The organism is Erythrobacter oryzae, assembly GCF_030271515.1.
Taxonomy (GTDB): domain Bacteria; phylum Pseudomonadota; class Alphaproteobacteria; order Sphingomonadales; family Sphingomonadaceae; genus Erythrobacter; species Erythrobacter oryzae.
On the sequence record NZ_JASCXI010000003.1, the window covers coordinates 66,815 to 88,061 of the forward strand.

23 protein-coding genes are annotated in these 21,247 nt (G+C 65.1%); 8 read left to right on the forward strand and 15 right to left on the reverse strand.

Annotated elements, in window-relative coordinates; all coding sequences use genetic code 11:
• Window positions 1-29: 29 nt before the first annotated feature.
• Window positions 30-947, reverse strand: coding sequence for an acetylglutamate kinase (gene argB, locus PFX90_RS09140; RefSeq protein WP_285712123.1), 918 nt, complete (start codon window positions 945-947; stop codon window positions 30-32).
• Window positions 948-1,142: 195 nt separating this feature from the next.
• Between argB and PFX90_RS09145 the strand changes: the two genes are divergently transcribed.
• Complete coding sequence (locus PFX90_RS09145) at window positions 1,143-1,313, forward strand: hypothetical protein (RefSeq protein WP_285712124.1); 171 nt, start codon at window positions 1,143-1,145, stop codon at window positions 1,311-1,313.
• 58 nt (window positions 1,314-1,371) lie between these two features.
• Here PFX90_RS09145 and PFX90_RS09150 read toward each other — a convergent pair whose 3' ends face one another.
• The gene (locus tag PFX90_RS09150; RefSeq protein ID WP_285712125.1) at window positions 1,372-1,623 is read right to left on the reverse strand and encodes an HP1242/YdcH family protein; all 252 of its coding nucleotides are present in this window, start codon (window positions 1,621-1,623) and stop codon (window positions 1,372-1,374) included.
• 119 nt (window positions 1,624-1,742) lie between these two features.
• On the opposite strand from PFX90_RS09150, the gene PFX90_RS09155 reads away from it, so the two are divergent.
• Window positions 1,743-2,234: a thermonuclease family protein gene (locus PFX90_RS09155; protein ID WP_285712126.1), complete on the forward strand. Its 492-nt coding sequence runs from the start codon at window positions 1,743-1,745 to the stop codon at window positions 2,232-2,234.
• A 315-nt stretch (window positions 2,235-2,549) separates the two neighbouring features.
• Here PFX90_RS09155 and PFX90_RS09160 read toward each other — a convergent pair whose 3' ends face one another.
• The 8 genes from PFX90_RS09160 to PFX90_RS09190 form a co-directional block, all read right to left on the reverse strand.
• A complete protein-coding gene (locus PFX90_RS09160) occupies window positions 2,550-2,852 on the reverse strand; it encodes a hypothetical protein (RefSeq protein WP_285712127.1) in 303 nt (100 codons plus the stop codon).
• A 250-nt stretch (window positions 2,853-3,102) separates the two neighbouring features.
• Window positions 3,103-3,807, reverse strand: coding sequence for a type VI toxin-antitoxin system SocB family DNA replication inhibitor toxin (gene socB, locus PFX90_RS09165; RefSeq protein WP_285712128.1), 705 nt, complete (start codon window positions 3,805-3,807; stop codon window positions 3,103-3,105).
• Window positions 3,773-4,348: a type VI toxin-antitoxin system SocA family antitoxin gene (socA, locus tag PFX90_RS17135; protein WP_419180095.1), complete on the reverse strand. Its 576-nt coding sequence runs from the start codon at window positions 4,346-4,348 to the stop codon at window positions 3,773-3,775. Before socA ends, socB begins: the two co-directional genes overlap by 35 nt.
• Before the next feature lie 3 nt (window positions 4,349-4,351).
• Window positions 4,352-5,401: a ribonucleotide-diphosphate reductase subunit beta gene (locus PFX90_RS09170; protein WP_066530371.1), complete on the reverse strand. Its 1,050-nt coding sequence runs from the start codon at window positions 5,399-5,401 to the stop codon at window positions 4,352-4,354.
• Window positions 5,402-5,460: 59 nt separating this feature from the next.
• Entirely contained in the window at window positions 5,461-5,649 is a 189-nt protein-coding gene (locus PFX90_RS09175; RefSeq protein ID WP_285712129.1) for a hypothetical protein, read from the reverse strand.
• Window positions 5,650-5,719: 70 nt separating this feature from the next.
• Window positions 5,720-7,735: a ribonucleoside-diphosphate reductase subunit alpha gene (locus PFX90_RS09180; protein ID WP_285712130.1), complete on the reverse strand. Its 2,016-nt coding sequence runs from the start codon at window positions 7,733-7,735 to the stop codon at window positions 5,720-5,722.
• A gap of 582 nt (window positions 7,736-8,317) precedes the next feature.
• A complete protein-coding gene (locus PFX90_RS09185; RefSeq protein ID WP_285712131.1) occupies window positions 8,318-9,061 on the reverse strand; it encodes a Crp/Fnr family transcriptional regulator in 744 nt (247 codons plus the stop codon).
• Between the two features lie 130 nt (window positions 9,062-9,191).
• Window positions 9,192-9,518 carry a hypothetical protein gene (locus PFX90_RS09190; RefSeq protein ID WP_285712132.1) on the reverse strand — a complete coding sequence of 109 codons (327 nt, stop codon included), beginning with the start codon at window positions 9,516-9,518 and terminating at the stop codon, window positions 9,192-9,194.
• Between the two features lie 155 nt (window positions 9,519-9,673).
• Between PFX90_RS09190 and PFX90_RS09195 the strand changes: the two genes are divergently transcribed.
• Window positions 9,674-10,354 (forward strand): Crp/Fnr family transcriptional regulator, encoded by a 681-nt coding sequence (locus PFX90_RS09195; RefSeq protein WP_285712133.1) that lies wholly within the window; start codon window positions 9,674-9,676, stop codon window positions 10,352-10,354.
• Here PFX90_RS09195 and PFX90_RS09200 read toward each other — a convergent pair.
• Window positions 10,339-11,961 (reverse strand): AMP-binding protein, encoded by a 1,623-nt coding sequence (locus PFX90_RS09200; protein ID WP_285712134.1) that lies wholly within the window; start codon window positions 11,959-11,961, stop codon window positions 10,339-10,341. The two genes, PFX90_RS09195 and PFX90_RS09200, sit on opposite strands and share 16 nt — an antisense overlap.
• Before the next feature lie 134 nt (window positions 11,962-12,095).
• On the opposite strand from PFX90_RS09200, the gene PFX90_RS09205 reads away from it, so the two are divergent.
• Window positions 12,096-12,905, forward strand: coding sequence for a helix-turn-helix transcriptional regulator (locus PFX90_RS09205; RefSeq protein ID WP_285712135.1), 810 nt, complete (start codon window positions 12,096-12,098; stop codon window positions 12,903-12,905).
• A 283-nt stretch (window positions 12,906-13,188) separates the two neighbouring features.
• Here the strand turns inward: PFX90_RS09205 and PFX90_RS09210 are convergent, their stop codons facing one another.
• Window positions 13,189-13,725: a VOC family protein gene (locus PFX90_RS09210; protein WP_285712136.1), complete on the reverse strand. Its 537-nt coding sequence runs from the start codon at window positions 13,723-13,725 to the stop codon at window positions 13,189-13,191.
• Between the two features lie 125 nt (window positions 13,726-13,850).
• Between PFX90_RS09210 and PFX90_RS09215 the strand changes: the two genes are divergently transcribed.
• The 4 genes from PFX90_RS09215 to PFX90_RS09230 are packed head-to-tail and all read left to right on the forward strand — an operon-like array spanning window position 13,851 to window position 17,372.
• The gene (locus tag PFX90_RS09215) at window positions 13,851-15,278 is read left to right on the forward strand and encodes an aromatic ring-hydroxylating oxygenase subunit alpha (protein WP_285712137.1); all 1,428 of its coding nucleotides are present in this window, start codon (window positions 13,851-13,853) and stop codon (window positions 15,276-15,278) included.
• A gap of 5 nt (window positions 15,279-15,283) precedes the next feature.
• Window positions 15,284-16,042 carry an SDR family NAD(P)-dependent oxidoreductase gene (locus PFX90_RS09220; RefSeq protein ID WP_285712138.1) on the forward strand — a complete coding sequence of 253 codons (759 nt, stop codon included), beginning with the start codon at window positions 15,284-15,286 and terminating at the stop codon, window positions 16,040-16,042.
• The gene (locus PFX90_RS09225) at window positions 16,039-16,839 is read left to right on the forward strand and encodes a sugar phosphate isomerase/epimerase family protein (RefSeq protein WP_285712139.1); all 801 of its coding nucleotides are present in this window, start codon (window positions 16,039-16,041) and stop codon (window positions 16,837-16,839) included. Before PFX90_RS09220 ends, PFX90_RS09225 begins: the two co-directional genes overlap by 4 nt.
• Window positions 16,836-17,372 (forward strand): VOC family protein, encoded by a 537-nt coding sequence (locus PFX90_RS09230; protein WP_285712140.1) that lies wholly within the window; start codon window positions 16,836-16,838, stop codon window positions 17,370-17,372. Before PFX90_RS09225 ends, PFX90_RS09230 begins: the two co-directional genes overlap by 4 nt.
• 137 nt (window positions 17,373-17,509) lie before the next feature.
• Here the strand turns inward: PFX90_RS09230 and PFX90_RS09235 are convergent, their stop codons facing one another.
• From PFX90_RS09235 to nadB, 3 genes are all read right to left on the reverse strand, one after another.
• Window positions 17,510-18,409: an alpha/beta fold hydrolase gene (locus PFX90_RS09235; protein ID WP_285712141.1), complete on the reverse strand. Its 900-nt coding sequence runs from the start codon at window positions 18,407-18,409 to the stop codon at window positions 17,510-17,512.
• Window positions 18,410-18,442: 33 nt separating this feature from the next.
• Window positions 18,443-19,369, reverse strand: coding sequence for a TraB/GumN family protein (locus PFX90_RS09240; protein WP_285712142.1), 927 nt, complete (start codon window positions 19,367-19,369; stop codon window positions 18,443-18,445).
• A 276-nt stretch (window positions 19,370-19,645) separates the two neighbouring features.
• Window positions 19,646-21,247 carry an L-aspartate oxidase gene (gene nadB / locus PFX90_RS09245; protein ID WP_285712143.1) on the reverse strand — a complete coding sequence of 534 codons (1,602 nt, stop codon included), beginning with the start codon at window positions 21,245-21,247 and terminating at the stop codon, window positions 19,646-19,648.

The following is a 21,247-nucleotide window of genomic DNA, read 5'->3' on the forward strand; positions in this document are numbered from 1 at the left end:
GCCTCGCGCCAGTCCCGGTTCCTTCCGGATCAGGCGCGCACCAGCGTGCCCGCGCCGCGGGCGGTGAAGAATTCGAGCAGCATCGCGTGGCCCACCCGGCCATCGAGCACCACCGCCGCCTCGCAGCCCGATTGCACCGCGGCGACGCAGGTCTCGAGCTTGGGCACCATCCCGCCGCGGATCACGCCGTCCTCGCGAAGCTGCGCGATGTCGGCGGGGGTGAGGTCGGTGAGCAGCTCGCCATCCGCGCCCAGCACACCCGGCACGTCGGTCAGCAGGAACAGCCGCGCTGCGCCCAGCGCCGCCGCGATCGCGCCCGCCATGGTGTCGGCGTTGATGTTGTAGGTGTGCCCGTCCTCGCCCGGGCCGATCGGGGCGATGACCGGGATCATGCCCGCGGCGACCATCGTATCGATCACCGTGGTATCGACCGCAGCGGGTTCTCCGACGAAGCCCAGGTCGACCACCTGCTCGATATTGCTGTCAGGATCGCGGGTGGTGCGGCTGACTTTGGTCGCGGTGACCAGCCCGCCGTCCTTGCCCGAGATGCCGATCGCCTTGCCGCCTGCCGCCGCGATCCAGCCGACCAGTTCCTTGTTGATCGCGCCCGAGAGCACCATCTCGGCAACCTTGGCGGTCGCCTCGTCGGTGACGCGCAACCCGTCGACGAAGGTGCTCTCCACCCCGAGCCGCTTCAGCATCTGCCCGATCTGCGGGCCGCCACCGTGAACCACCACGGGGTTGATGCCGACCGCCTTCAGCAGCACGATGTCCTCGGCAAAGTCGCGCGCGGCCTCGGGGTCGCCCATCGCGTGGCCGCCATACTTCACCACGAAGGTTCGGCCCGCATAGCGCTGGAAGTAGGGCAGCGCCTCGATCAGCACTTCGGCCTTGAACAGGTCGGGCGTTTCGGCCTGCGGATGGTTTGGCTTGTCAGTCACCGGCATCGTTCCCAGCGCGCGTCTCGCGCATTCCGGGCCGCGCCCTAGCGCCTTGCGGGCGCGGGGCCAAGCGGTTGGTGGGGGCGTGGTTGACTTGTCTGGGAATTTCCTGAAGTTGATGCTACATTAACGATAAGTCGCAAACCAGTCACAGCAACGCCGCTCCGCGCCCAGGCGGGACGGCGACGGGGGAGAGTGAGCATGAGCGACGATACCGACCAAGGCCCCGATCACGATCCCTCGGGCGGAGGCCGCCGTCAGGGGGACCGCCGCAAGGCGCAGCTCCCCTTCGAGGGCCCCGACCGCCGCAAGGGTGACCGCCGCTCGGGCACCGACCGCCGCAACAACCCGCGCGGCGACGCCGAGGGCTGAGGGGCGCCAAGCGGGTTGCAGGCGGGACATCGCCTCATGCCCCGCCTGCATAATCACTTCATTCTGCCGGCACCTCCTCCAGGATCGCCGCGATCTGGTCGAGCAGGCCCAGCCGCTCCTTCTTGAGCGCCTCGAGCCGCTCGTCGCCCGCCGCCTCGGCGCCGCATTCGATGCGGTGGATCTCCCGGTTCACAGTGTGGTGCCGCGCCGCGAGGCGGGCGAAGTGCGCGTCGCTCGCCTTGAGGCGGCGCAGCGCCTCGGCATCGCGCGGAAAGGCATCGGCAAGTTCGTGCGGCGTATGGGCGGACATCGGTTTCTCCCTCGTTGGACACCCCTCCCTAGCGCGGGGCAACCCTTACGCGTTTGACCGGTGTCAAAATCGCTGGAACCGCCTCCATTTCCGGCTATTCTCAGTGCCGGGATACTTGCATGACACTGTCGAAGCCTCTGGCGCGCCGCGTGGCGGCGTTTGCGCTCGTGCCGCTCGCCGCGGCGGCCGCCCTCGCCTTGTGGCCGCAGGCGGGCGAGGCGCAGGGCGTCCGCGAGGAGCAAGCCGAACAGCATCGGGCGCTCTTCCCCGTCTGCAAGGGCCCGGTGCGCGTCACCTGCGTGGTCGACGGCGACACCTTCTGGCTGCGCGGCACCAAGATCCGCATCGCCGACATCGACACCCCCGAGGTCAGCCAGCCCCGCTGCCCCGAGGAGCGCGCGCTCGGCCTCGCCGCGACCGAGCGGATGCGCGAGCTGCTCAACGCGGGCCGCTTCGGCCTCGCCGTGCCTTCCGACGGCCGCACCCGCGACCGGTATGGCCGCGAGCTCAGGATCGTCACCCGCGGCGGCCAGAGCCTCGGCGCAGTCCTCGTCCGCGAGGGCCTCGCCGCCCGCTGGGGCGACCGCCGCAAGGCCTGGTGCGCCGCCTGAGCGGGCGTTTGCGTTCAGCTTCGCGGCTGTTGGAGACACGGGAGACACTGTCCAGAGCCGGAAAACCCGCGCCCCGCGCGGGTGCCCGCGGCAGGCGCAAGGGTGCGCGGCTGGCGGGTTGGCGAGGGGGTTGCAGCGGGCATGACGAGGGGATGCTACGCCGCGCGGGGCGTGTAGGAAAGCGTTTGATTTGGCGAGAGTTTTGCGGGGACGATCCTACCCCCTCCCGTCTCCCCGGACTTGATCCGGGGCCCCGCTGCCTTCAGGCGCGGCGAGGGGAGAAGCGGGGTCCCGGGTCAACCGAAGATGCCAAAGTCAGTCGAGGTAGCTCATGCATTCGACATACTTTGTTGCACGCGAATAATAGTCGTCGACCTGCGTGGCATAGCGACGCAGGTCCTCGTAGTAGCTATCGACGTTGCGCTTGTAGCTGCTTATTTCCCATTCTGAGCAGTTCCGAAGCGAAAAGCAGAAGGGCTTGTTCGGCTTCGAGAGATAGGCACTCGGAGCGTGGGGCGCGTTGCAGAAGCCATAAGCGGCGAGCGCAACGGGCGCGTTGACGAGGCTCCCTGCGGCAAACCCCGCGACGAGCGCAGTGGCAATCTTCCAATTCTTCATGATGCCGTCCCCTTTGTTGCGCAAAAACAATAGCGTGCAACGAGGGGCGAGGCCAGCGTCCCCCTTTCCCGTCTCCCCGGACTTGATCCGGGGCCCCGCTGCCTTGGGGCACAGCGAGGAAAGTAGCGGGGTCCCGGGTCAAGCCCGGGAAGGCGAAGTTAGTCGCAGCGGGGTGGGCCTACGCCGACAGGTCCGGACTTGCCCACCCCTAACCACTCCCGCAGGCGGGAGTGCTCAAGTATCCGAAGCTTCAGTCGAAGAGCGGCCCCAAGCCAACGACCTTCCGCGCAGGGGGAGCGCCACGCCTCACTTCATCCCAAATTCGATGGGTCTCATGCACAGCGTCGACCATGTCATCCCAGCGGAGAATTTCGCCTTCTTCGAAGATCGGCACGAGCGTCCGGTCCTTGTTCGAACGATATCGCCAAATCTGCGCCTGCACCTCAATGAGATCGACATAGGCCTCACGGAAACGATGGTGCAGTGCGGAGAACACGAAGTTACGGCCGGCAGGCGTTAGCCCATTGGACTTACGCATATCAAGAAACACAATAGTTGCGTGCCCCCGATAGCGAATGAGGAGGTTCAAACCAAATGAGTAGTCGACCCCATCGATCCTCAAGGGCCTCACATCCAATGCGCTTGCGGCGACGCCAAGCTCTTCTGCATACTTGTGCGTCGCGGCAAGGATTTGCCGGTTCATCCGGAGAAGATCTTCTCGTCCGTTGCAGGCCTTCACGAGGCGGGTCTCAACTGCATCCCAACTTGAGCGAGTTAAGCCGTCACAGAAAAGCGGGAGCTGTTGGTTTACCGTGTCGGGAAAAACCTGGCGGAAAGGTTCATATGTTCCGGGAATAGCTTTTGGCCGGGCAAAAGCTTCAAGTGCTCGGCGCTTGTCAGCCGTCGGAAGGAACGCCCAGTTAGCCAGTTCGGTTTCGGGAAGGCGGTTGCTCATACAAATCATCCTCGTCCAAGCTAGTGTCTCGAATCGGCAGAACCCTCCCAGTACCCGTCCGACATGATACAATAAGTTCGTTTGTTATTCTCTCTCCGTACTCTCTTTGTCCCCCACTTCGTTTCGTGAGGTGATCCCAAGGAGAATTTCTAGCGTGCGACAAGCCCACCAAACTGGGGGCCGGAATTGGCAACCATTTAAGAGCCGCCGCCGTTATGTATCGCCGCAGTTCCGCTGAAGATATCTTTGGCAAATTCTTCGCAGCACCCGTCTTGATATCTAAGCCATACGCATGATGGCGGATCGGCCCACGACCCGAAGCTTTGAATGACGACCAAAGCTGCGGATGAACTGGGCCATGCTTCCAAGCTTCAAAGAAGCCCATGCAGAGTGGCTGCCCTGTCTCCAAGAGATATGCTTCATGTAGAAAGTATACGATCTTCTGTAACGATAAGTGGGTTACTTCAAATTCGAAGTCGCGAGCGATATCTATGATTTCGTTCGCGACTATTCGCGGATCAAGCGGAGGTCGCTCGTTCACAACTCACTCCGCAGCCTCAGCCCCAAACAGCCCAGCCTCGGCCTCGCCCTCAGCGCCCGGCTCGTTCGCCGCCTTGGCCTTCTGCCGCTTGTCGAAGCTCGACCACACGGTGTTCCAGTCGCCGCGCGTCGCGCCCTTCGAGTATTCGGTCGCGCGGGTTTCGAAGAAGTTGGCGTGTTCGACGCCGTTCAGCAGCGGCGTCAGCCACGGCAGGGGGTGTTCCTCGATCATGTAGATCTCCTGGAGGCCCAGCTGCTTCAGGCGCCAGTCGGCGATGTAGCGGATGTAGCGCTTGATCTCCTTGGCGCTCATGCCGTCGACCGGGCCCATTTCGAAGGCGAGGTCGATGAAGGCGTCCTCGAGGCGGACGGTCTTCTGGCAGATGTCGATGAGGTCCTCCTTCACCGCCTTGGTGAGGCACTGGCGTTCCTCGCAGAAGGTGTGGAAGAGCTTGATGATGCCCTCGCAGTGGAGGCTCTCGTCGCGGACCGACCAGCTGACGATCTGGCCCATGCCCTTCATCTTGTTGTGGCGCGGGAAGTTCATCAGCATCGCGAAGCTCGCGAACAGCTGGAGCCCCTCGGTGAAGCCGCCGAAGGCTGCGAGCGTGCGGGCGATGTCCTCGTCGGTGTCGACGCCGAACTGGCCGAGGAAGTCGTGCTTGTCCTTCATTTCCTCGTATTCGAGGAAGGCGGAGTATTCGGCCTCGGGCATGCCGATGGTGTCGAGCAGGTGCGAATAGGCGGCGATGTGCACCGTCTCCATGTTGGAGAAGGCGGCGAGCATCATCTTGACCTCGGTGGGCTTGAACACGCGGCCGTAGTTGTCGTGGTAGCAGTTCTGCACCTCGACATCGGCCTGAGTGAAGAAGCGGAAGATCTGGGTGAGGAGGTTGCGCTCGCTCTCCGAGATCTTCTGCGCCCAGTCGCGGCAGTCTTCGCCCAGCGGCACTTCCTCGGGCATCCAGTGGATCTGCTGCTGGCGCTTCCAGAAGTCGTAGGCCCAGGGGTACTGGAAGGGCTTGTAGGTGTTGCGGGCTTCGAGCAGCGACATGGGCGGATACTCCTAGGTGTGTTCAATATAGCAGATACGGACGGCGGGGCCGCGCGGATTCAACGGTTCCAGTAAACGACGAGGATGATCAGGCAGAAGGGCACGAACATCCCGACCATCGCGATGTGGATCATCGCGGCGTTGAACGAGTGGCCGGGCGTGTCGCGCTTCAACTCGCGCACCGCGTTGATGCCGAACCAGATGCTGACGGCAAGGCCGAGCAGCGCGGCGGCGACGGGTATGTTCATGGGCTTCTCTCCCCCCTGAGAGCGTGGCCGGCGCGCGCGGGGGACTGGCCCCGCGCGCGCCCTGCCGGGATTACTGGCAGCTCAGGCATTCCTCGTAATCGGTCTGCTCCCCGCTGGCGGAGAGTTCGATCTTGGGGGCTTCCGAGGTGTTGTCGGCCTCGACCCCGCCGGCGAACCCGGCGCGTTGCACGCTCTTGGAGCGCAGGTAATACAGGGACTTGATGCCCTTCTCCCACGCCTGGTAGTGCAGCATCATCAGGTCCCACTTGTCGACGTCGGCCGGGATGAACAGGTTCAGCGACTGGGCCTGGTCGATATAGGGCGTGCGGTCGGCGGCGAATTCGAGCAGCCAGCGCTGGTCGATCTCGAAGCTGGTCTTGTAGACCGCCTTTTCCTCAGGGCTGAGGAAGTCGAGGTGCTGGACCGACCCGCCGCGCTCGAGGATCGAGTTCCAGACATTGGTCGAGTTCTTCGACTTCTTGTCGAGCAGCTTTTCCAGATACGGGTTCTTGACGATGAAGCTGCCCGACAGGGTCTTGTGGGTGTAGATGTTGGCCGGGATCGGCTCGATGCAGGCGCTGGTCCCGCCGCAGATGATCGAGATCGACGCGGTCGGCGCGATCGCCATCTTGCAGCTGAAGCGCTCCATCGCGCCCATGTCGGCGGCGTCGGGGCACGGCCCGCGCTCCTGCGCCAGCAGCATCGAGGCTTCGGAGGCCTTGGCGTGGATGTGCTTGAACATCTGCAGGTTCAGCGCCTTGGCCATCGCGCTTTCGAAGGCGACGCCCTTCTGCTGCAGGTAGGAGTGGAAGCCCATCACCCCGAGGCCCACCGAGCGTTCGCGCGAGGCGGAGTACTTGGCGCGGGCCATTTCGTCGGGCGCGCGGTCGATATAGTCCTGCAGGACGTTGTCGAGGAAGCGCATCACGTCCTCGATGAACTGCTTGTCGCCCTTCCACTCTTCCCAGGTCTCGAGGTTGAGCGAGGACAGGCAGCACACCGCAGTGCGGTCATTGCCCAAGTGGTCGATGCCGGTCGGCAGAGTGATTTCCGAGCACAGGTTCGAGGTCGAAACCTTGAGGCCCAGATCGCGGTGATGCTTGGGCATCATGCGGTTCACGGTGTCGTTGAAGACGATGTAGGGCTCGCCCGTCGCCAGCCGGGTCTCGACCAGCTTCTGGAACAGCGAACGCGCATCGACCTTGCCGCGCTCGGAGCCGTCACGGGGCGAGCGCAGGGTGAACTCGGCACCTTCGCGCACCGCGTTCATGAACTCGTCGGTGACGAGCACGCCGTGGTGGAGGTTCAGCGCCTTGCGGTTGAAGTCGCCGCTGGGCTTGCGGATTTCGAGGAACTCCTCGATTTCCGGGTGCGAGATGTCGAGATAGCACGCCGCCGACCCGCGCCGCAGCGAGCCCTGCGAGATCGCCAGCGTGAGGCTGTCCATCACCCGCACGAAGGGGATGATCCCGCTGGTCTTGCCGTTGAGGCCGACCGGCTCGCCGATGCCGCGGACATTGCCCCAATAGGTGCCGATCCCGCCGCCCTTCGACGCGAGCCACACGTTCTCGTTCCAGGTGCCGACGATCCCTTCGAGGCTGTCTTCAACTGAATTTAGATAGCATGAAATTGGAAGTCCTCGGTTCGTTCCACCATTTGATAGAACTGGCGTTGCAGGCATGAACCAAAGGTTTGAAATGTAGTCATAAAGTCTCTGGGCGTGGGCCTCGTCGTCGGCATAGGCATCGGCGACGCGGGCGAAGAGGTCCTGATAAACCTCGCCGGGCAGCAGGTAGCGGTCGGTCAGGGTGTCCTTGCCGAAATCGGTGAGGCGCGCATCGCGCGAGGGATCGGTGACGATATTGAAGCGCCGGTCGTTGACCTTCTTGCTGTCACCCTTGGCGGCGCTCTTGGCCGCTTCGACCATGGCATTCCCCAGCGCCTCGCTCGCCTTGGCGGCGATCAGCGCGTCGGAGCCGGTATCGGTGGTTTTCATCGTCACAGCCTTCTCATCCCCCACGCTCGCGCCGGTTTCCATTTCAGTCGTCACATCGTCCGGCACGTTTTCGCTCGCCTTGAAATCCATTGTCAGCCCCACTTGTCCCCCGAATCGGGACAATGACACAAGAGGCCATGTTCCGATTCTGTTCTATACCGGCGGGTCCACAGACTTGCCAACAGTTTGCCCCCGTTCGGGCGTGCTGGCAGGTCGGTCGATCCCGTTCCGAGCACCCCGGAAACCCCGCCCGCCGCGGCGACTCCTCTCCCTATCACTCCGCTGGGGAGCGGCGGGGAAGTCACCATGGGTTGGGGGTCCGATTTGCGCCGAACCACTAGATGATGAATCACCCCGGGACTCCCGTCAACGGCAGATTAAGCACCTAGTTACCATGACGGAGGTGTTTCAGGCCTGCGTCAAACCCGCGACGCATGGACCAAGCTTGAGTCGCGGGCTCTGCAAGCCCCAAACTGAATCTGTGAAGAAAAATATGGTGATTGAATCATTCGAATCCAGCCGTGAATCTTTTGCACGGGCGGGGGTTGGAATGTTGCGCGGAGCGGGCCGGATGGTGCGCGGGCTCGGCAAGCTAGCGGACGGGCCGTGCGCTTGAGGTGGCCCCTCGCCGCATCAATCCTTGCCCGCCGCCGCACGCGCCCCAGCACTGGCTCAGGCAGGCGCCGGAGATCGATCCGCGAGCACGCGCCCCTGGGTCAGATAGGCGCTGCCAAACCCCGCGATCCGGCGCAGCTGCGCCAAATCGTGGATCTGCATCCGCTTCGATCGAAGGCTGATGATCCCGCTCTGCCGCAATTGCTGGAGCTTGCGGTTGACGTGAACGGGCGTCAGCCCGAGCACATCGGCAAAATCATCCTGGGTCAACGGGAAGTCGAATGCGTCATCCTGAATCGCCCCCTCGATCGCTCCGAGGCGGAAGTGCAGCTCGCAGATGAGATAGGCCATCCGCTCGAACGCATCGCGCCGACCGATGCTCACGACCATCGAGGAAAGAATCGAATTCTCCATGCGGCCATAGTTGCGCATGGCCTCGCCTATCGGTGACGACGCCTTGATTGCGCTTTCGATACCGGCATGCGCAATCAGGACAAATCTGCAGGCACTCAAGGTGACGACTTCTTCGCGCAAAGCGGAATCGGGCGGAGCATCGAAGTAGTAGGCATCGCCCGGCAACATCAGCCGCGTGATCTGCCGGCCGCCGTTGCGCAATATCTGGTGCCGGGCCGCCCAGCCGCTGATGATGACAGGAAACCACGCGCTGCCGCTGCTTTCGCGGAAGACATATTGCTTGGCCCCTATATCGCGCGGACTCTTGCAGAGTTCCTCCAATGTCTGAACATCGGCGTCCTGCAACCGCGACAGGGTTTCCAAACGCTGCACAAATGGATTGCTCATTTAGAATACCCCTTCATTTGAAGGGGCGCTTATTACATGGAATTTACACAGCTCTGTTGATTGAAGTTATACTGAGTATGTAAAATTATTCTCCTGTTTATTGTTAGTTTGACGTATAACAACAAGATAATCATTGTTCTGGATATGCGTCGAAACTCTTGGAGATCACGTGCAGCAAGTCCAGTGATTCTGTCATCCGGCGATTCGACTCTCCGGCGCGCTGCGCCACTTCGAACTTCACTTCACAGGCCGTCGCGATCACCGACAAGGCGGCGGCGCGAGTCAGGGCCTTGGCTTCGACCAGTCCGTGCAGAATGCTCTCGGCGAGCAGGAGAGCGGCTTGCCCGTGTGCGTCCGGCTCCGGTTCCGCCCGGAAATCGCCGTCGCCACCAATCATGTTACTCATGATAAAATACCACTCAAAATTCAGACCGTTCGGTCCGAAGCCGGTACCCACATCGGGAAATCCAGATGTGGTACGTCGGTAATGATGGCAGCGATTTTCATGCCCCACGTGATTTGGATCAATATGCGCTCACTTTTCACGTATAGGTCCTGCGGCGAGAAACCATGTCGAACGCATTTGTCAGGCACCTCAGTGGTTACGGCCACTTGGACGATACCGAAAAGGCTTTACTTGCTGGAGCCTGCAGAAACTTGCGTGAATTACCGGCCGGCGCTCACCTGATCCGCGAAGGGGATGAGCCCGATCCCGTATTCGTGATCCTCGAAGGCTGGGCGTGCGGTTACAAGATCCTGCCCGATGGCGGGCGGCAGATCATCTCGTTCATGCTGCCGGGCGATTTTTGCGACATCCACATCGCCATCCTTCAGGCCATCGACCACAGTATCATGACATTGACCAAGGCCACCGTCGCGTCGCTGCCGCGGGCCGAGATGGAGGCGCTGATCCAGGCACGCCCGATGCTGACGCAGGCCTTCTGGTGGTCGCAGCTGGTCGACCAGAGCATCTCGCGCTCCTGGATCGTCAGCATGGGCCGGCGCAAAAGCGTCGAACGCGTGGCGCACCTGATGTGCGAGCTCTACATCCGGATGCGAAACATCGGGCTGGCGTCCGATCACGAATGCCGGATGCCGCTTACGCAGCTGGTGCTCGCCGATGCGCTAGGCCTGACCCCTGTGCACGTGAATCGGGTTCTTCGCAGCCTCAAGGCCGCCAAGGTCATGGAACTCAGCCACGGCTCGCTGCAAATCCTCGAACCGGAAAAGCTCGCGCAGATTGCAGGGTTCGACGGGAATTATCTCCATGAACGCGTTCACGGATTTGTCTGACCGGCCGAATCCGCAAGCCCCTGCGCGGTCTTGTAGTCGGGCTTGCCGTTGTTGAGGCGGAGCGACTGATCCGTGAACACATAGAGTCGCGGGATCTTGTAGCCTGCCAGCCCTGCGCGGGCGTGGGTATCGAGGGCGGCTTCATCCACCGCGCCCTCCGGCTGCACCACGGCGACGATCTTGCGGCCGAACCTCGGATCGGGGAGGCTCACCACGCGCACGTCCTTGACCGTCGGGTGGCCGAGCAGCACCGCCTCGACCTCCTCGGGAAACACCTTCTCGCCGCCGGTGTTGATGCACATGTTGTCGCGGCCGATGAATTCGAGGGTGCCGTCGGGCGACCAGCGCGCGCGGTCTCCGGTCATCAGCCAGCGCTTGCCGCCGATCACGGGGAAGGTCTGGGCGTTCTTCGCGTCCTCGCCGAGATAGCCGAGCGGCAGCGGGCCGGTGCGCGCGACGATGCCGACGCCCTCGGTGCCGGGGGAGATTTCGTTGAACTGCTCGTCGAACAGCTTTGTCTCGCGCCCGGGCAGCGGTTGGAACTTGCCCCCGCCGCTGCTGCCCGCCGCGGTGGTGATGACGATGCCGGTTCCCGAGCTTTCGGACGAGCCCAGCGCGTCGACGATCATCAGCGTGGGGTGGTGCGCGATTAGCCTTTCCTTCAGCGCAGGCGAGAACACCGCGCCCGAGGAGGTGATGCTCCGCAACGACGCCAGCACTTGCGCCCCGTCGCCCCGCGCATCCAGCCGGTCGGCGAGCGGCAGGGCGAAGGCGTCGCCGACGATGAAGATGCCCCTCGCCCCGATCCGCGCGACCTCGTCGAGCGCCAGATCGGCGTCGAACTTGGGCGCGGGCAGCAGCGCCAACGTGCCGCCCTTCAAGAGGTGGATCACCGCGGTGAACTGCCCCGCGCCGTGCATCAGCGGCGACAGGAGCAGCAGCGGCGAGGTGCTGGCAGGATGCTCGGGGCCGATGCGGGCGGCCTCGGCGACCTGTTCCTCCAGCGAGCCGGCGATCTGCGGCGGCGTCCCCGGCGGGCGCTGCCACAGGCCGATATTGAATGCCTGCCACGCCTGATCCATCGGCCACATCACCGCCTTGGGCATGCCCGTGGTGCCGCCCGTGGCGGTGAGGAACAGGGCCTCGGGGTCCTCGTGGATCGCGAAGTCCGCGGGGAGCGCGGTGTCGCCCAGCGCCGCCCACTCGTCGCCCCCGACATCGACCGTCAGCGTGCCCTCGGGCATGGCCTCGCGCGCCACCTCGGCAAAATCGCTCTCGGTGAACAGCGCCTTCTGCCCGAAGCGCGTAAAGATGTCGGCGAGCTCGCGGGCCTTGTAATGGTAGTTCACATTGACCGGCACCACCCCTGCCTTCACGCAACCGAAATAGGCGAGCATGTAGTCGGGCGTGTTCCGCAGCATCTGCCCGGCGATGTCTCCGGGCGCGAGGCCGCAAGCGCGCAATCCGGCGGCGATCCGGTCGGTCAGCGCGTCGAGCTCGCCCCACGTCACCACCCGGCTCCCATGCACCAGCGCGGGCCGCTCCGCCGGAATCGCGCCTGCCAGCGCCTTCAAAACCACACCGAAATTCGCGCCCGCAAATGCCATCGGAACCGTCTCTCCCTGTCTCTTTCGCTAGCCCCGCGCAGCCCGGCGTTCCCCTACGTAAATGATGAGGACATCGCCGAATCTTGCGTTAGAAGGGATCGGCGGGAGAACAATGGAGAGGAGCGAGGCTGACAATGGCCCATAATGTTGTCGAGCTGCGGACGCCGCAAGGCCGCGAATCGCTTGAGCAATTGCTCGAGTCCGTCACCATCACCTGCCCCGAGGACATCCACGATGCCGCGGTAAACCTCGCGCGAATCGCGCAGGAGCGGGGGATGCAGATCGCGGTGTGCGACGACATTTCCTCCAAGGAACCGATGGTCGATGCCGACGGCACGATCCTCAACGCCGACATCTTCCGCTGGCTGGATGACGGCGCGCGCTGGTGGGAGGACCACCGCCTCGCGCTGCACTCGCCGCTGCCGCGCGCGTGCCGCTACGAAAGCGAGCCCTTCTGGGTCAACCAGCACGGCTTCAACACCCGCTGGCGCAACCACTACCTCGCCGAGATCGACCTCGCCGATTTCGAGAAGCGCGCGCTGTGCAAGGCGGCGATCGTGATCCCGGTGCACCTGCCCTTCGGCCAGATTTCCGCCTCGAGCTTCATCTCGATGGACCGCGAGAAGGAAGACCTCGCCGCCGAGTTCGCCGAATATGGCGCGCTGTTCGCGATGGTGACGCGGTGCTTCGTCGCCGGGTACGTCCAGGCCAACCGCACCAAGCGGCGCATCCCGTCCGACTGCGTTCTGTCGAAGCGCGAGGTCGAGTGCCTGCGCTGGGCGGCGATCGGCAAGACCGACAAGGAGATCAGCATGATCCTCAACCGGTCGCACGCCACGATCCGCTACCACATCCACCGCGCGGGCGAGAAGCTCGACTCGGTGAACCGCGCGCAGACGATCTTCAAGGCGGGGCAGCTGGGGTATCTGGGGGCTTCTGATTAGGGAACGCGCCTCCGCGAGAGTCTTGGTTTGCGACCCCGCCTCCGCGGGGTCGTCCTCGGTGCTGTTTCAAGCCCTTCGGGCTTGAGCACCTGCGGCTCGCGCCGTGCGCTCGCGGCCCTTTGGGCCGGATCAGCGCGTAAATCCCCCTCCCGCTTGCGGGAGGGGAGCGAGACTTGGCGGCTTGCCGCCTAGTCGCAGCGGGGTGGGCCTGCGCCAGCGGCCACGTGCGAGGCCTTTGGCCTCGCCCCACCCCCGTCCCCTCCCGCATGCGGGAGGGGTGATCCTAACCCAGCTTCCTCAGCGGCTCGCTCCCGTCCCAGCCCACGCCCGCCGCCTTGATCATCCCGAACAAATCCGGCCCGTCCTTGGCCTGCTGCAATATCTCCACCAGCGTCCCCGGCCCGCCGCCGGCATCGACATAGATCACCTGGCTGGTGCCGAAATTCCCCTCGATCACCACCTCGGCGCCTTCCGCCTCGCACACCGCGCGGGCGTGGGCGAGGTCGTCGACCAGAATGCACACGTGGTGGAGGCCATTGCCGGTAGCGCCATATTCGCCGCGGTAGATGGAAGGATGATCGTCGCGCGGGCGGATCAGTTCGATTTGCAGGTCGCCCCAATAGGCGAGCGCCAGGTCGAAAACAGCCTCGGTCGGCGCGCCGCGATATTTCATCCCCTCGAGGTGGATGCCCTCGATCAGGAAGAAGGGCCCCACCCCCATCGTGCCCGTCCAATAAGCCACCGCCGCGTCGAAATCCTCGGGCACATAGGCCAGCTGCATGATGTCGCCCAAGGCGGCGATCTTCCACGAAAGGCCCATCTTCCTCTCCAATCCGATAGGGTGTCCTTGCGCCCAAGCTGTGTGATATTCTGCCCCGGAGACACTGCACAAAGTGCGAGGACGAGAGGCGGGGGTGCGCCCCCGAGAGGACCGGAAACAGCCCAATGAACGAGATCAAGGACATTGCCCGCGGCGACCGTTGCCCGGGGATCAGCTACACCGACATGCTCAACGGCGACACCCGCCGCGCGCCCGATTACCTCTTCGAGGAATCGCATATCGAGATGCCGGACGATCCCCTGCCGGTGGCGCCCTATATCTCGGAGGAGTTCGCCCGTCTGGAACGGGAAAAGATGTGGCCCAACGTCTGGCTCTTCGCCGCGCGCGAGGACGAGATGCCCGAGCCCGGCGACACCGTCGTCTTCGACATCGCCGGCAAGAGCTTCCTGCTGATCCGCCAGAAGGACGGCAGCGTGAAGGCCTTCTACAACGCCTGCCTCCACCGCGGCCGCAAGCTGCGCACCGAGAGTGGGTCGTCGGTGCAACTGCGCTGCCCGTTCCACGGCTTCACGTGGAGGAACGACGGCTCCTTGAAGGAAATCCCCTGCTCTTGGGACTTCAAGCACCTCGAAGGCAAGGACATGGACCTGCCGCAGGCGCGCGTCGAGTTGTGGCAGGGCTTCGTCATGCTCACCGACAACCACGCCCTGCCCGATTTCAAGACGTGGCTCGGCCCGGCCGCCTCGCATTACGAGCGGTATGATTTCGAGAACCGCTACACCGGCATGTGGGTTCAGAAGAAGATCCCCGCCAACTGGAAGGCCACCGCCGAGGCCTTCATGGAGGCCTGGCACTCGATCACCACCCACCCGCAGCTGCTCGCCTTCCTCGGCGATGCCAACACGCGCTACGACCTGATCGGCGACCACTTCAATCGCGCGATCACCCCCTCGGGGGTGCTTTCCCCGCACGTGAAGGGCAAAAATTCGGACTACGTTCTGGAGAAGATGAACGAGTTCTCCGGCGGGCAGGACGCGCGCACCAACCGCCGCTTCTCGGCCAGCGAGGGCCCGGACGAGGGCTACGACGCCGACGATCCGCTGGGCGCGCGCAAGCTGCTCGCTGAGGCGGGGCGCAAGGGGTTCGCCGAGCAATATGGCTACGACTATTCGGACGCCGCCGACACCGAGATCCTCGACAACTTCACCTACAACATCTTCCCCAATTTCGCGCCGTGGATCGGCTTCCTGCCGACCCTCGTCTACCGCTGGCTGCCGGGCGACACGCCCGACTGGTGCATCATGGAAATCCGCCTGCTGTTCCCCACCAAGAAGGGCGAGCAGCGGCCGCGCGCGGTGCCGATGGTCTACATTCCAGACGACGAGCCCTTCGCATGGGCCAACGACATCATGGGCCCGCAGCTCGCCAACGTCTTCGATCAGGACATGGCCAACCTGCCCTATGTGCAGGAGGGCATGAAGGCGATGAAGGACGGGCTGATGGAGCTCGGCCACTATCAGGACAGCCGCGTGCGCCACTTCCAGACGACGCTGATGAAATATGTGAACGGGGAGCTGCCTGCGGTTAAGTGACCGGCATGGCAGGCTTCTCCTTCGATCTCTCGGCACGCACCGCGCTCGTCACCGGCGCATCCTCGGGCCTCGGCACGCGCTTCGGGCGCATTCTGGCGGCGAGCGGCGCGCGGGTGGCGCTGGGTGCGCGGCGCAAGGATCGGTTGGAGGCGCTCGCCGCCGAAATCGGCCCCAACGCCGCCGCCATTCAGATGGACGTCGCCCGCGAGGCCGACATCATCGCCGGGTTCGACGAGGCCGACGCGATCTTCGGCAAGGCGGTCGACACGGTGATCGCCAATGCCGGGGTCGACGGCGCGGGGATGGCGACCACCATCTCCGAGGAGGAGATCGAGCAGACCCTCGCCATCAACCTCAAGGGCGCGATCCTGACCGCCCGCGAAGGCGCGCGTAGGATGATCGCGAACGGCGTCACCAATGGCCGGATCGTGCTGATCGCCTCGATCACGGCGTTTGAACCCTCCCCCGGGCTTGTCGCCTATGCCGCGTCCAAGGCGGGGGTGGTGCAGGCGGGCCGCACGCTGGCGCGCGAGTGGGCGCGCACGGGCATCAACGTCAACACCGTCTCCCCCGGCTACATCCGCACCGCAATCAACGACGCTTGGTTCGACACCGAACCCGGCCAGAAGCAGATCGCGAGGTTCCCCAAGCGCCGCCTGATGGGCGAGGAGGGGCTGGACGCGATGATCCTGTTCCTGTGCTCTGACGCCAGCGAGTTCGTGACGGGCACCGACTTCGTGCTCGACGACGGCCAAACCTTGTGACCGCCCGCCGCCAAATCTCGCTCGCCGCCGGGATCATGCCCGAGGCCACCCCCGCCCAGCTGATCGAATGCGCCGCCGCGTCCGATTTCGACTTCGGCGGCATGTGGGTCGAGAAGGAGACGTGGACCCCCGCCACCACCCGCGCCATCCGGCGGCAGGCACAGGACGCGGGGGTGCAGCTGCTCGACTGCGAGGTCGCGTGGATCATGCCCGGCACCCCCGATCCGTGGCTGACCGAGCTCGTCCACATCGCCGCCGAGCTGGGCGCGCGCAATCTCCTGTGCGTCTCCAGCGACCCCGACATGGCCGCCACCACCGCCAAGTTCCAAGCCTTGGTGGACGCGGCCAAGGGCAGCGGGGTCAGGGTCAATCTCGAATTCGGCATCTTCACCGAGGTCAAGACGATCCACATGGCGCGCGCGGTGCTCGAAGCCGTCGAGGGCGAGGCCAAGGCGCTGCTGGTCGATACGCTCCACTGGGCGCGCTCGGGCGGGACGGCGGAGGACTTGGCCGCCATCCCGCGCGAGTGGCTGAGCTACTGCCAACCCTGCGACGCGCCCGCGCAAGGTCCGGACGTGGCCGACTTCGACGCCATCATCGACGATGCGATCAACCGCCGGATGCCCCTCGGCGCGGGCGGCCTCCCGCTCGCCGCGATGGTAGGCGCCCTGCCTGACCACCTCCCGATGGCGATCGAGGAACGCTCGGCGGCCCTGCGCGACGCGTACCCCGACCTCACCGAACGCGCCCGCGAATGCGCGCGCACTTCTCGGGCTTGGCTGGACGCGCGCGCTTGAGCATCCTGCCCGTCACCCTCGTCCAGATGGCGTTCCTCGTGCCGAAGCTGGAAGAGGGCTGCGCTGCCCTCAATCGCGCCTATGGCTGGGGCCCGTTCTGCGGCGGATCCGAAGGCGTGCTCGCCGACCACACCTATCGCGGCGAGCCCGCCGACCCGATCCGCATCCGCGGCGTCTTCGTCCAGACCGGCGAGATCAATGTCGAGGTGATCGAGGTCGTCTCGGACGCCCCCAGCGTCTTCCACGAGATGCTGCGGGCAGACGGCCAGCCGGTGCTCCACCACTGCGCGACCTTCGCCGCCGATTACGAGGCCACCCGCGATCACTTCGTCGCCCAAGGCTACCCGGTGGTGAGCGAGTTCGGCTTCGCGGGGCACCGCATCTGCTATGTCGACACGCGGCCGCTGCTCGGCTTCATGACCGAGATCTACCCCGAACTCCCGCTGATCCGCGCGCTCTACACCGAGGCGCGCGAGGCCGCCGCGAGCCGTCCGGGGGATGCGGCGATCATTCCGTGGCAGGCGATGGGGTAGCGACGGGCCCACCCCTAACCCCTCCCGCAGGCGGGAGGGGGACTAATGGCGCGGACCGCCCCTCCCGCTTGCGGGAGGGGAGCGAGACTTGCCAGCTTGCTGGCTAGTCGCAGCGGGGTGGGCCTGCGCGGCGCGGGCTATACCCCCCGTGCGTGGCTCACAATCTCGCCCGCGAGGCGCGGGATCAGTTTCAGCGGCAGGTCGTGACCCCAGCCGGGGATCGTCACCAGCCGCGCGCCGGGGATCGCTGCGGCGGTCGCCTCGCCGCCGGGGAGTTTGACCAGCGGGTCGGCCTCGCCGTGGAGCACCAGCGTCGGCGTCCTCACCGCGCCGAGGCGCGTGGTGCGGTCGCCGTCGTCGATGATCGCGGCGAGCTGGCGGGGGAGACCTGCGGGGTAGACCGAGCGGCGCATATTGGCGAGCACCCGCTCGCGCTGGTGGGCCTCGTCGAACGGGAATTCGGCGCTGTCGGGGGTGCCGATGTTGCGGATGATGTTGAGGCCGTGGGCGACCAGCGTCTCCTCGTCGGTGCCCTTGAGCGGTGCGGTCAGCGCGCCGATCGCGGCGGGCTCGGCCTGGGGGAGCCTGCCGCTGCCGGTGGTCGACATAATCGAGGTCATGCTCATCAGCCGCTCGGCGTGGTGGATCGCCATCAGCTGGACGATCATGCCCCCCATCGAGGCGCCGACCACATGGGCCTTCTCGATCCCGAGCGCGGAGAGCAGCCCGATCCCGTCATCGGCCATGTCCTTGAGGGTATAGGGCACCTTGGCGGGGAAGCCGATCTTCTTCCTCAAGACCTGAACGGGGAGCGAGGGCGCGCGGTGGCCCTCGAACTTCTGGCTGAGGCCGATGTCGCGGTTGTCGTAGCGGATGACGCGAAAGCCCTCGGCCGCGAGCGCCGCGACCAGCTCGTCCGGCCACAAGGTCATCTGCGCGCCGAGGCCCATCACCAGCAGCATCGCCGGCGCCTGCGGATCGCCGTGCTCCTCGTAGAAGAGTTCGATGCCGGTGTTGGGGGTGGTGACGGTGGGCATTGCGCGTCGGTTCCTCTCAGAGGCCCCGCGCGGTCATTTCCACGGGGGTCCGGCAATATCGAAGCCGCGCGCGTCCAATTGGTCAAGCACCCCGCCCTCTTCCGCCAACACCCTTAGCGGCACGACCGCAAGCGTGGTGCCCTTCGCGGCGCTGGCCTCGGCGATGCGATCGACCCAGATGGTCCTGAGTTCGCTGCCCAAAGTCTCGTCCGCCCAGGGCCAGCACTGGCCCAATGCGGCCTCCAGCGGGTTGTTCATCACCGCAGGGATTTTGAAGCGCCGCCAGTTGGTCGCGCGCTCCTCGACGATCTGCGGCCCGGCTTCCACCGCATCCATCGCCGCGACGAGGCAGGGGATGTGGGCAGTCGGCGGCGCTTCGAAGAGGTTGTCGATGACGTCCTCTCCGCGCAGCGTGGCGGCGCGGGTGATCGTGACATCGGCCTTCTCGGCCGCGTCCTTCACCACATCCGAAGCGTCGCGCGCGGTGTCCTTGTTGAAGCGAAGTTCCTTCCTCAGCATCTCGAAGGAGGTGAGGAGGAAGGACTGGCGCGAATAGTCCTCGTCATGCGCAGTGCCGAGCGCCGAGAGCCGCGCCCACTGATCGGGCGAGAGGTATTCGCTCGCCACGGTCTTGTCGGGCAGCTTGGTGAGCTTGCCGCCGGAGAACATCAGCCGGAAGATGTCGCCGGGCGAAATCTTCGGCCGCGCGCCGAGGATCACGCGGTCGGCCTGCCGGGTCGCCTCCTCGAGCCGCGCGGGCTCCCACGGGGTGGTTTTCGGAATGGCCCGGATCTCGCCGACGAGGATGACGGTGCCGGTCGGCGTCTCCACAATCCACATCGGCGCGCCCGAACGCTGGGCGGTGACGACGATGGCGTTGTCTGACGGCTCAGGTGCGTCCTGCGCGGCGAGGGGGGAGGAAAGCGCGGCAAGCCAAAAAAATGCGAGAAGCTTCTTCACGGCGCGCCACCCCTTTGAATTGAGCTGCGCATCTTCGCGCGTGGCAGATGAACCCGGGCCGAACATGGACGTTCCCGGCCCTCTCGCGGTCGTCCGAGAATGGCCGGGACGCCCGTCATGCTGAACTCGTTTCAGCATCCATCGGGCCACCGGCACGGTGTCTCGAGCCGGCGCGAAGCTTGTCAAGCTTGGCGGGAGATGTGCCGCACCGCATCCAGCAACTGCGCGAATTTGCAGGATGGATGCTGAAACAAGTTCAGCATGACGATGAAGTGCCTAAGGCACCAGCACCGTATCCTTCGCCTCATCCGCCAGCGCGGGATAATCGAGCGTGTAATGCAGCCCCCGGCTCTCTTTGCGGCGCAGGGCCGACTGCACGATCAGTTCGGCGGCCTGGAGCAGGTTGCGCAGCTCGATGAGGTCGGTCGTCACCCGGAAGGCGCCGTAATAATCCTCGACCTCGCGCTTCAGCAGTTCGATCCGACTTGCGGCGCGCTCCAGCCGTTTGGTGGTGCGCACGATGCCGACGTAGTTCCACATGAAGCGGCGGATTTCGGTCCAGTTCTGCTTGATGACGACCTCCTCGTCCGAGTCGGTCACGCGGCTTTCGTCCCACGGGAGGATCGCCGGGGGCGCTTCCAAAGTGTCCCAGCGCGCGAGGATGTCCTGCGCGGCGGCTTCGCCGAAGACGAAGCACTCCAAGAGCGAGTTCGACGCCAAGCGGTTCGCGCCGTGGAGGCCGCTTTCGGTGCATTCGCCCGCCGCCCACAGGCCGGGGATGTCGGTGCGCGCGGCGAGGTCCACCACCACCCCGCCGCAGGTATAGTGCTGCGCGGGGACGACCGGGATCGGCGCCTTGGTCATGTCGATGCCGAGGCCCATCAGCTTGTCATAGATGGTCGGGAAGTGGCCCTTCACGAAGTCCGGATCTTCATGGCTGATGTCGAGATGGACGTAATCGAGGCCGAAGCGCTTGATCTCGGCGTCGATCGCCCTCGCCACCACATCGCGCGGCGCAAGCTCCATCCGCTCGGGGTCGTAAAAGGTCATGAACCGCTTGCCGGTGCGCGGGTTGATCAGCCGTCCGCCCTCGCCGCGCACCGCCTCGGTGATGAGGAAGTTCTTGACGTCGAGGTGGTAGAGGCAGGTCGGGTGGAACTGCATCATCTCCATGTTGGAGACGCGCGCGCCCGCGCGCCACGCCATCGCGATCCCGTCGCCCGTCGCGCCGCGCGGGGCGGTGGAGAACTGGTAGACGCGCCCCGCCCCTCCGCTGGCAAGGATGGTGGCGCGGGCGACATGGCGCTCGACCCGTCCGGTGGCCTCGTCGAGCGCATAGACCCCCCACACGCGGCCCGCAGCCGAGAAGTGCTCGCGGTGACGGTCGGTGATGAAGTCGATGCAGGTGCGGCCCGGCAGCAGCGTGATGTTGGGATTGGCCTCGGCGGCCTTGAGCAGCGCCGATTGCACCGCCCAGCCGGTCGCATCGTCGACATGGACGATCCGCCGGTGCGAATGGCCGCCCTCGCGGGTGAGGTGGAGCGCGTCGGCGTCGCGGTTGAACGGCACGCCCAATTCGCACAGCCGGTCGATCGAGGCGGGCGCGCGTTCGATGACGAATTCCACCGTCTCGCGATCATTGAGCCCCGCGCCGGCGACCATCGTGTCGCGGATGTGATCCTCGAAGGTATCGCCCGCATCGAGCACGGCGGCGATCCCGCCCTGCGCCCAGGCGGTCGATCCGCCGGTGAGCGAGCCCTTGGCCAGCACCAGCACCCGCCTTGTCTCGGCCAGCGCCAGCGCCGCGGTCAGCCCCGCCGCGCCCGATCCGATCACCAGCACATCATGCGGCTGCGCCAAGGCGTTCTCCGTGACCAT

What these genes read in the sequence shown, in the direction of transcription:
- PFX90_RS09160 (WP_285712127.1), bottom strand. Translation starts at nt 2,852, where the DNA reads ATGAAGAATTGGAAGATTGCCACTGCGCTCGTCGCGGGGTTTGCCGCA.
- PFX90_RS09220 (WP_285712138.1), top strand. Translation starts at nt 15,284, where the DNA reads ATGGCAGGCTTCTCCTTCGATCTCTCGGCACGCACCGCGCTCGTCACC.
- argB (WP_285712123.1), bottom strand. Translation starts at nt 947, where the DNA reads ATGCCGGTGACTGACAAGCCAAACCATCCGCAGGCCGAAACGCCCGAC.
- PFX90_RS09185 (WP_285712131.1), bottom strand. Translation starts at nt 9,061, where the DNA reads ATGAGCAATCCATTTGTGCAGCGTTTGGAAACCCTGTCGCGGTTGCAG.
- nadB (WP_285712143.1), bottom strand. Translation starts at nt 21,247, where the DNA reads ATGGTCACGGAGAACGCCTTGGCGCAGCCGCATGATGTGCTGGTGATC.
- PFX90_RS09215 (WP_285712137.1), top strand. Translation starts at nt 13,851, where the DNA reads ATGAACGAGATCAAGGACATTGCCCGCGGCGACCGTTGCCCGGGGATC.
- PFX90_RS09180 (WP_285712130.1), bottom strand. Translation starts at nt 7,735, where the DNA reads ATGGATTTCAAGGCGAGCGAAAACGTGCCGGACGATGTGACGACTGAA.
- PFX90_RS09175 (WP_285712129.1), bottom strand. Translation starts at nt 5,649, where the DNA reads ATGAACATACCCGTCGCCGCCGCGCTGCTCGGCCTTGCCGTCAGCATC.
- PFX90_RS09145 (WP_285712124.1), top strand. Translation starts at nt 1,143, where the DNA reads ATGAGCGACGATACCGACCAAGGCCCCGATCACGATCCCTCGGGCGGA.
- PFX90_RS09170 (WP_066530371.1), bottom strand. Translation starts at nt 5,401, where the DNA reads ATGTCGCTGCTCGAAGCCCGCAACACCTACAAGCCCTTCCAGTACCCC.
- PFX90_RS09235 (WP_285712141.1), bottom strand. Translation starts at nt 18,409, where the DNA reads ATGCCCACCGTCACCACCCCCAACACCGGCATCGAACTCTTCTACGAG.
- PFX90_RS09205 (WP_285712135.1), top strand. Translation starts at nt 12,096, where the DNA reads ATGGCCCATAATGTTGTCGAGCTGCGGACGCCGCAAGGCCGCGAATCG.
- socB (WP_285712128.1), bottom strand. Translation starts at nt 3,807, where the DNA reads ATGAGCAACCGCCTTCCCGAAACCGAACTGGCTAACTGGGCGTTCCTT.
- PFX90_RS09155 (WP_285712126.1), top strand. Translation starts at nt 1,743, where the DNA reads ATGACACTGTCGAAGCCTCTGGCGCGCCGCGTGGCGGCGTTTGCGCTC.
- PFX90_RS09210 (WP_285712136.1), bottom strand. Translation starts at nt 13,725, where the DNA reads ATGGGCCTTTCGTGGAAGATCGCCGCCTTGGGCGACATCATGCAGCTG.
- PFX90_RS09150 (WP_285712125.1), bottom strand. Translation starts at nt 1,623, where the DNA reads ATGTCCGCCCATACGCCGCACGAACTTGCCGATGCCTTTCCGCGCGAT.
- PFX90_RS09200 (WP_285712134.1), bottom strand. Translation starts at nt 11,961, where the DNA reads ATGGCATTTGCGGGCGCGAATTTCGGTGTGGTTTTGAAGGCGCTGGCA.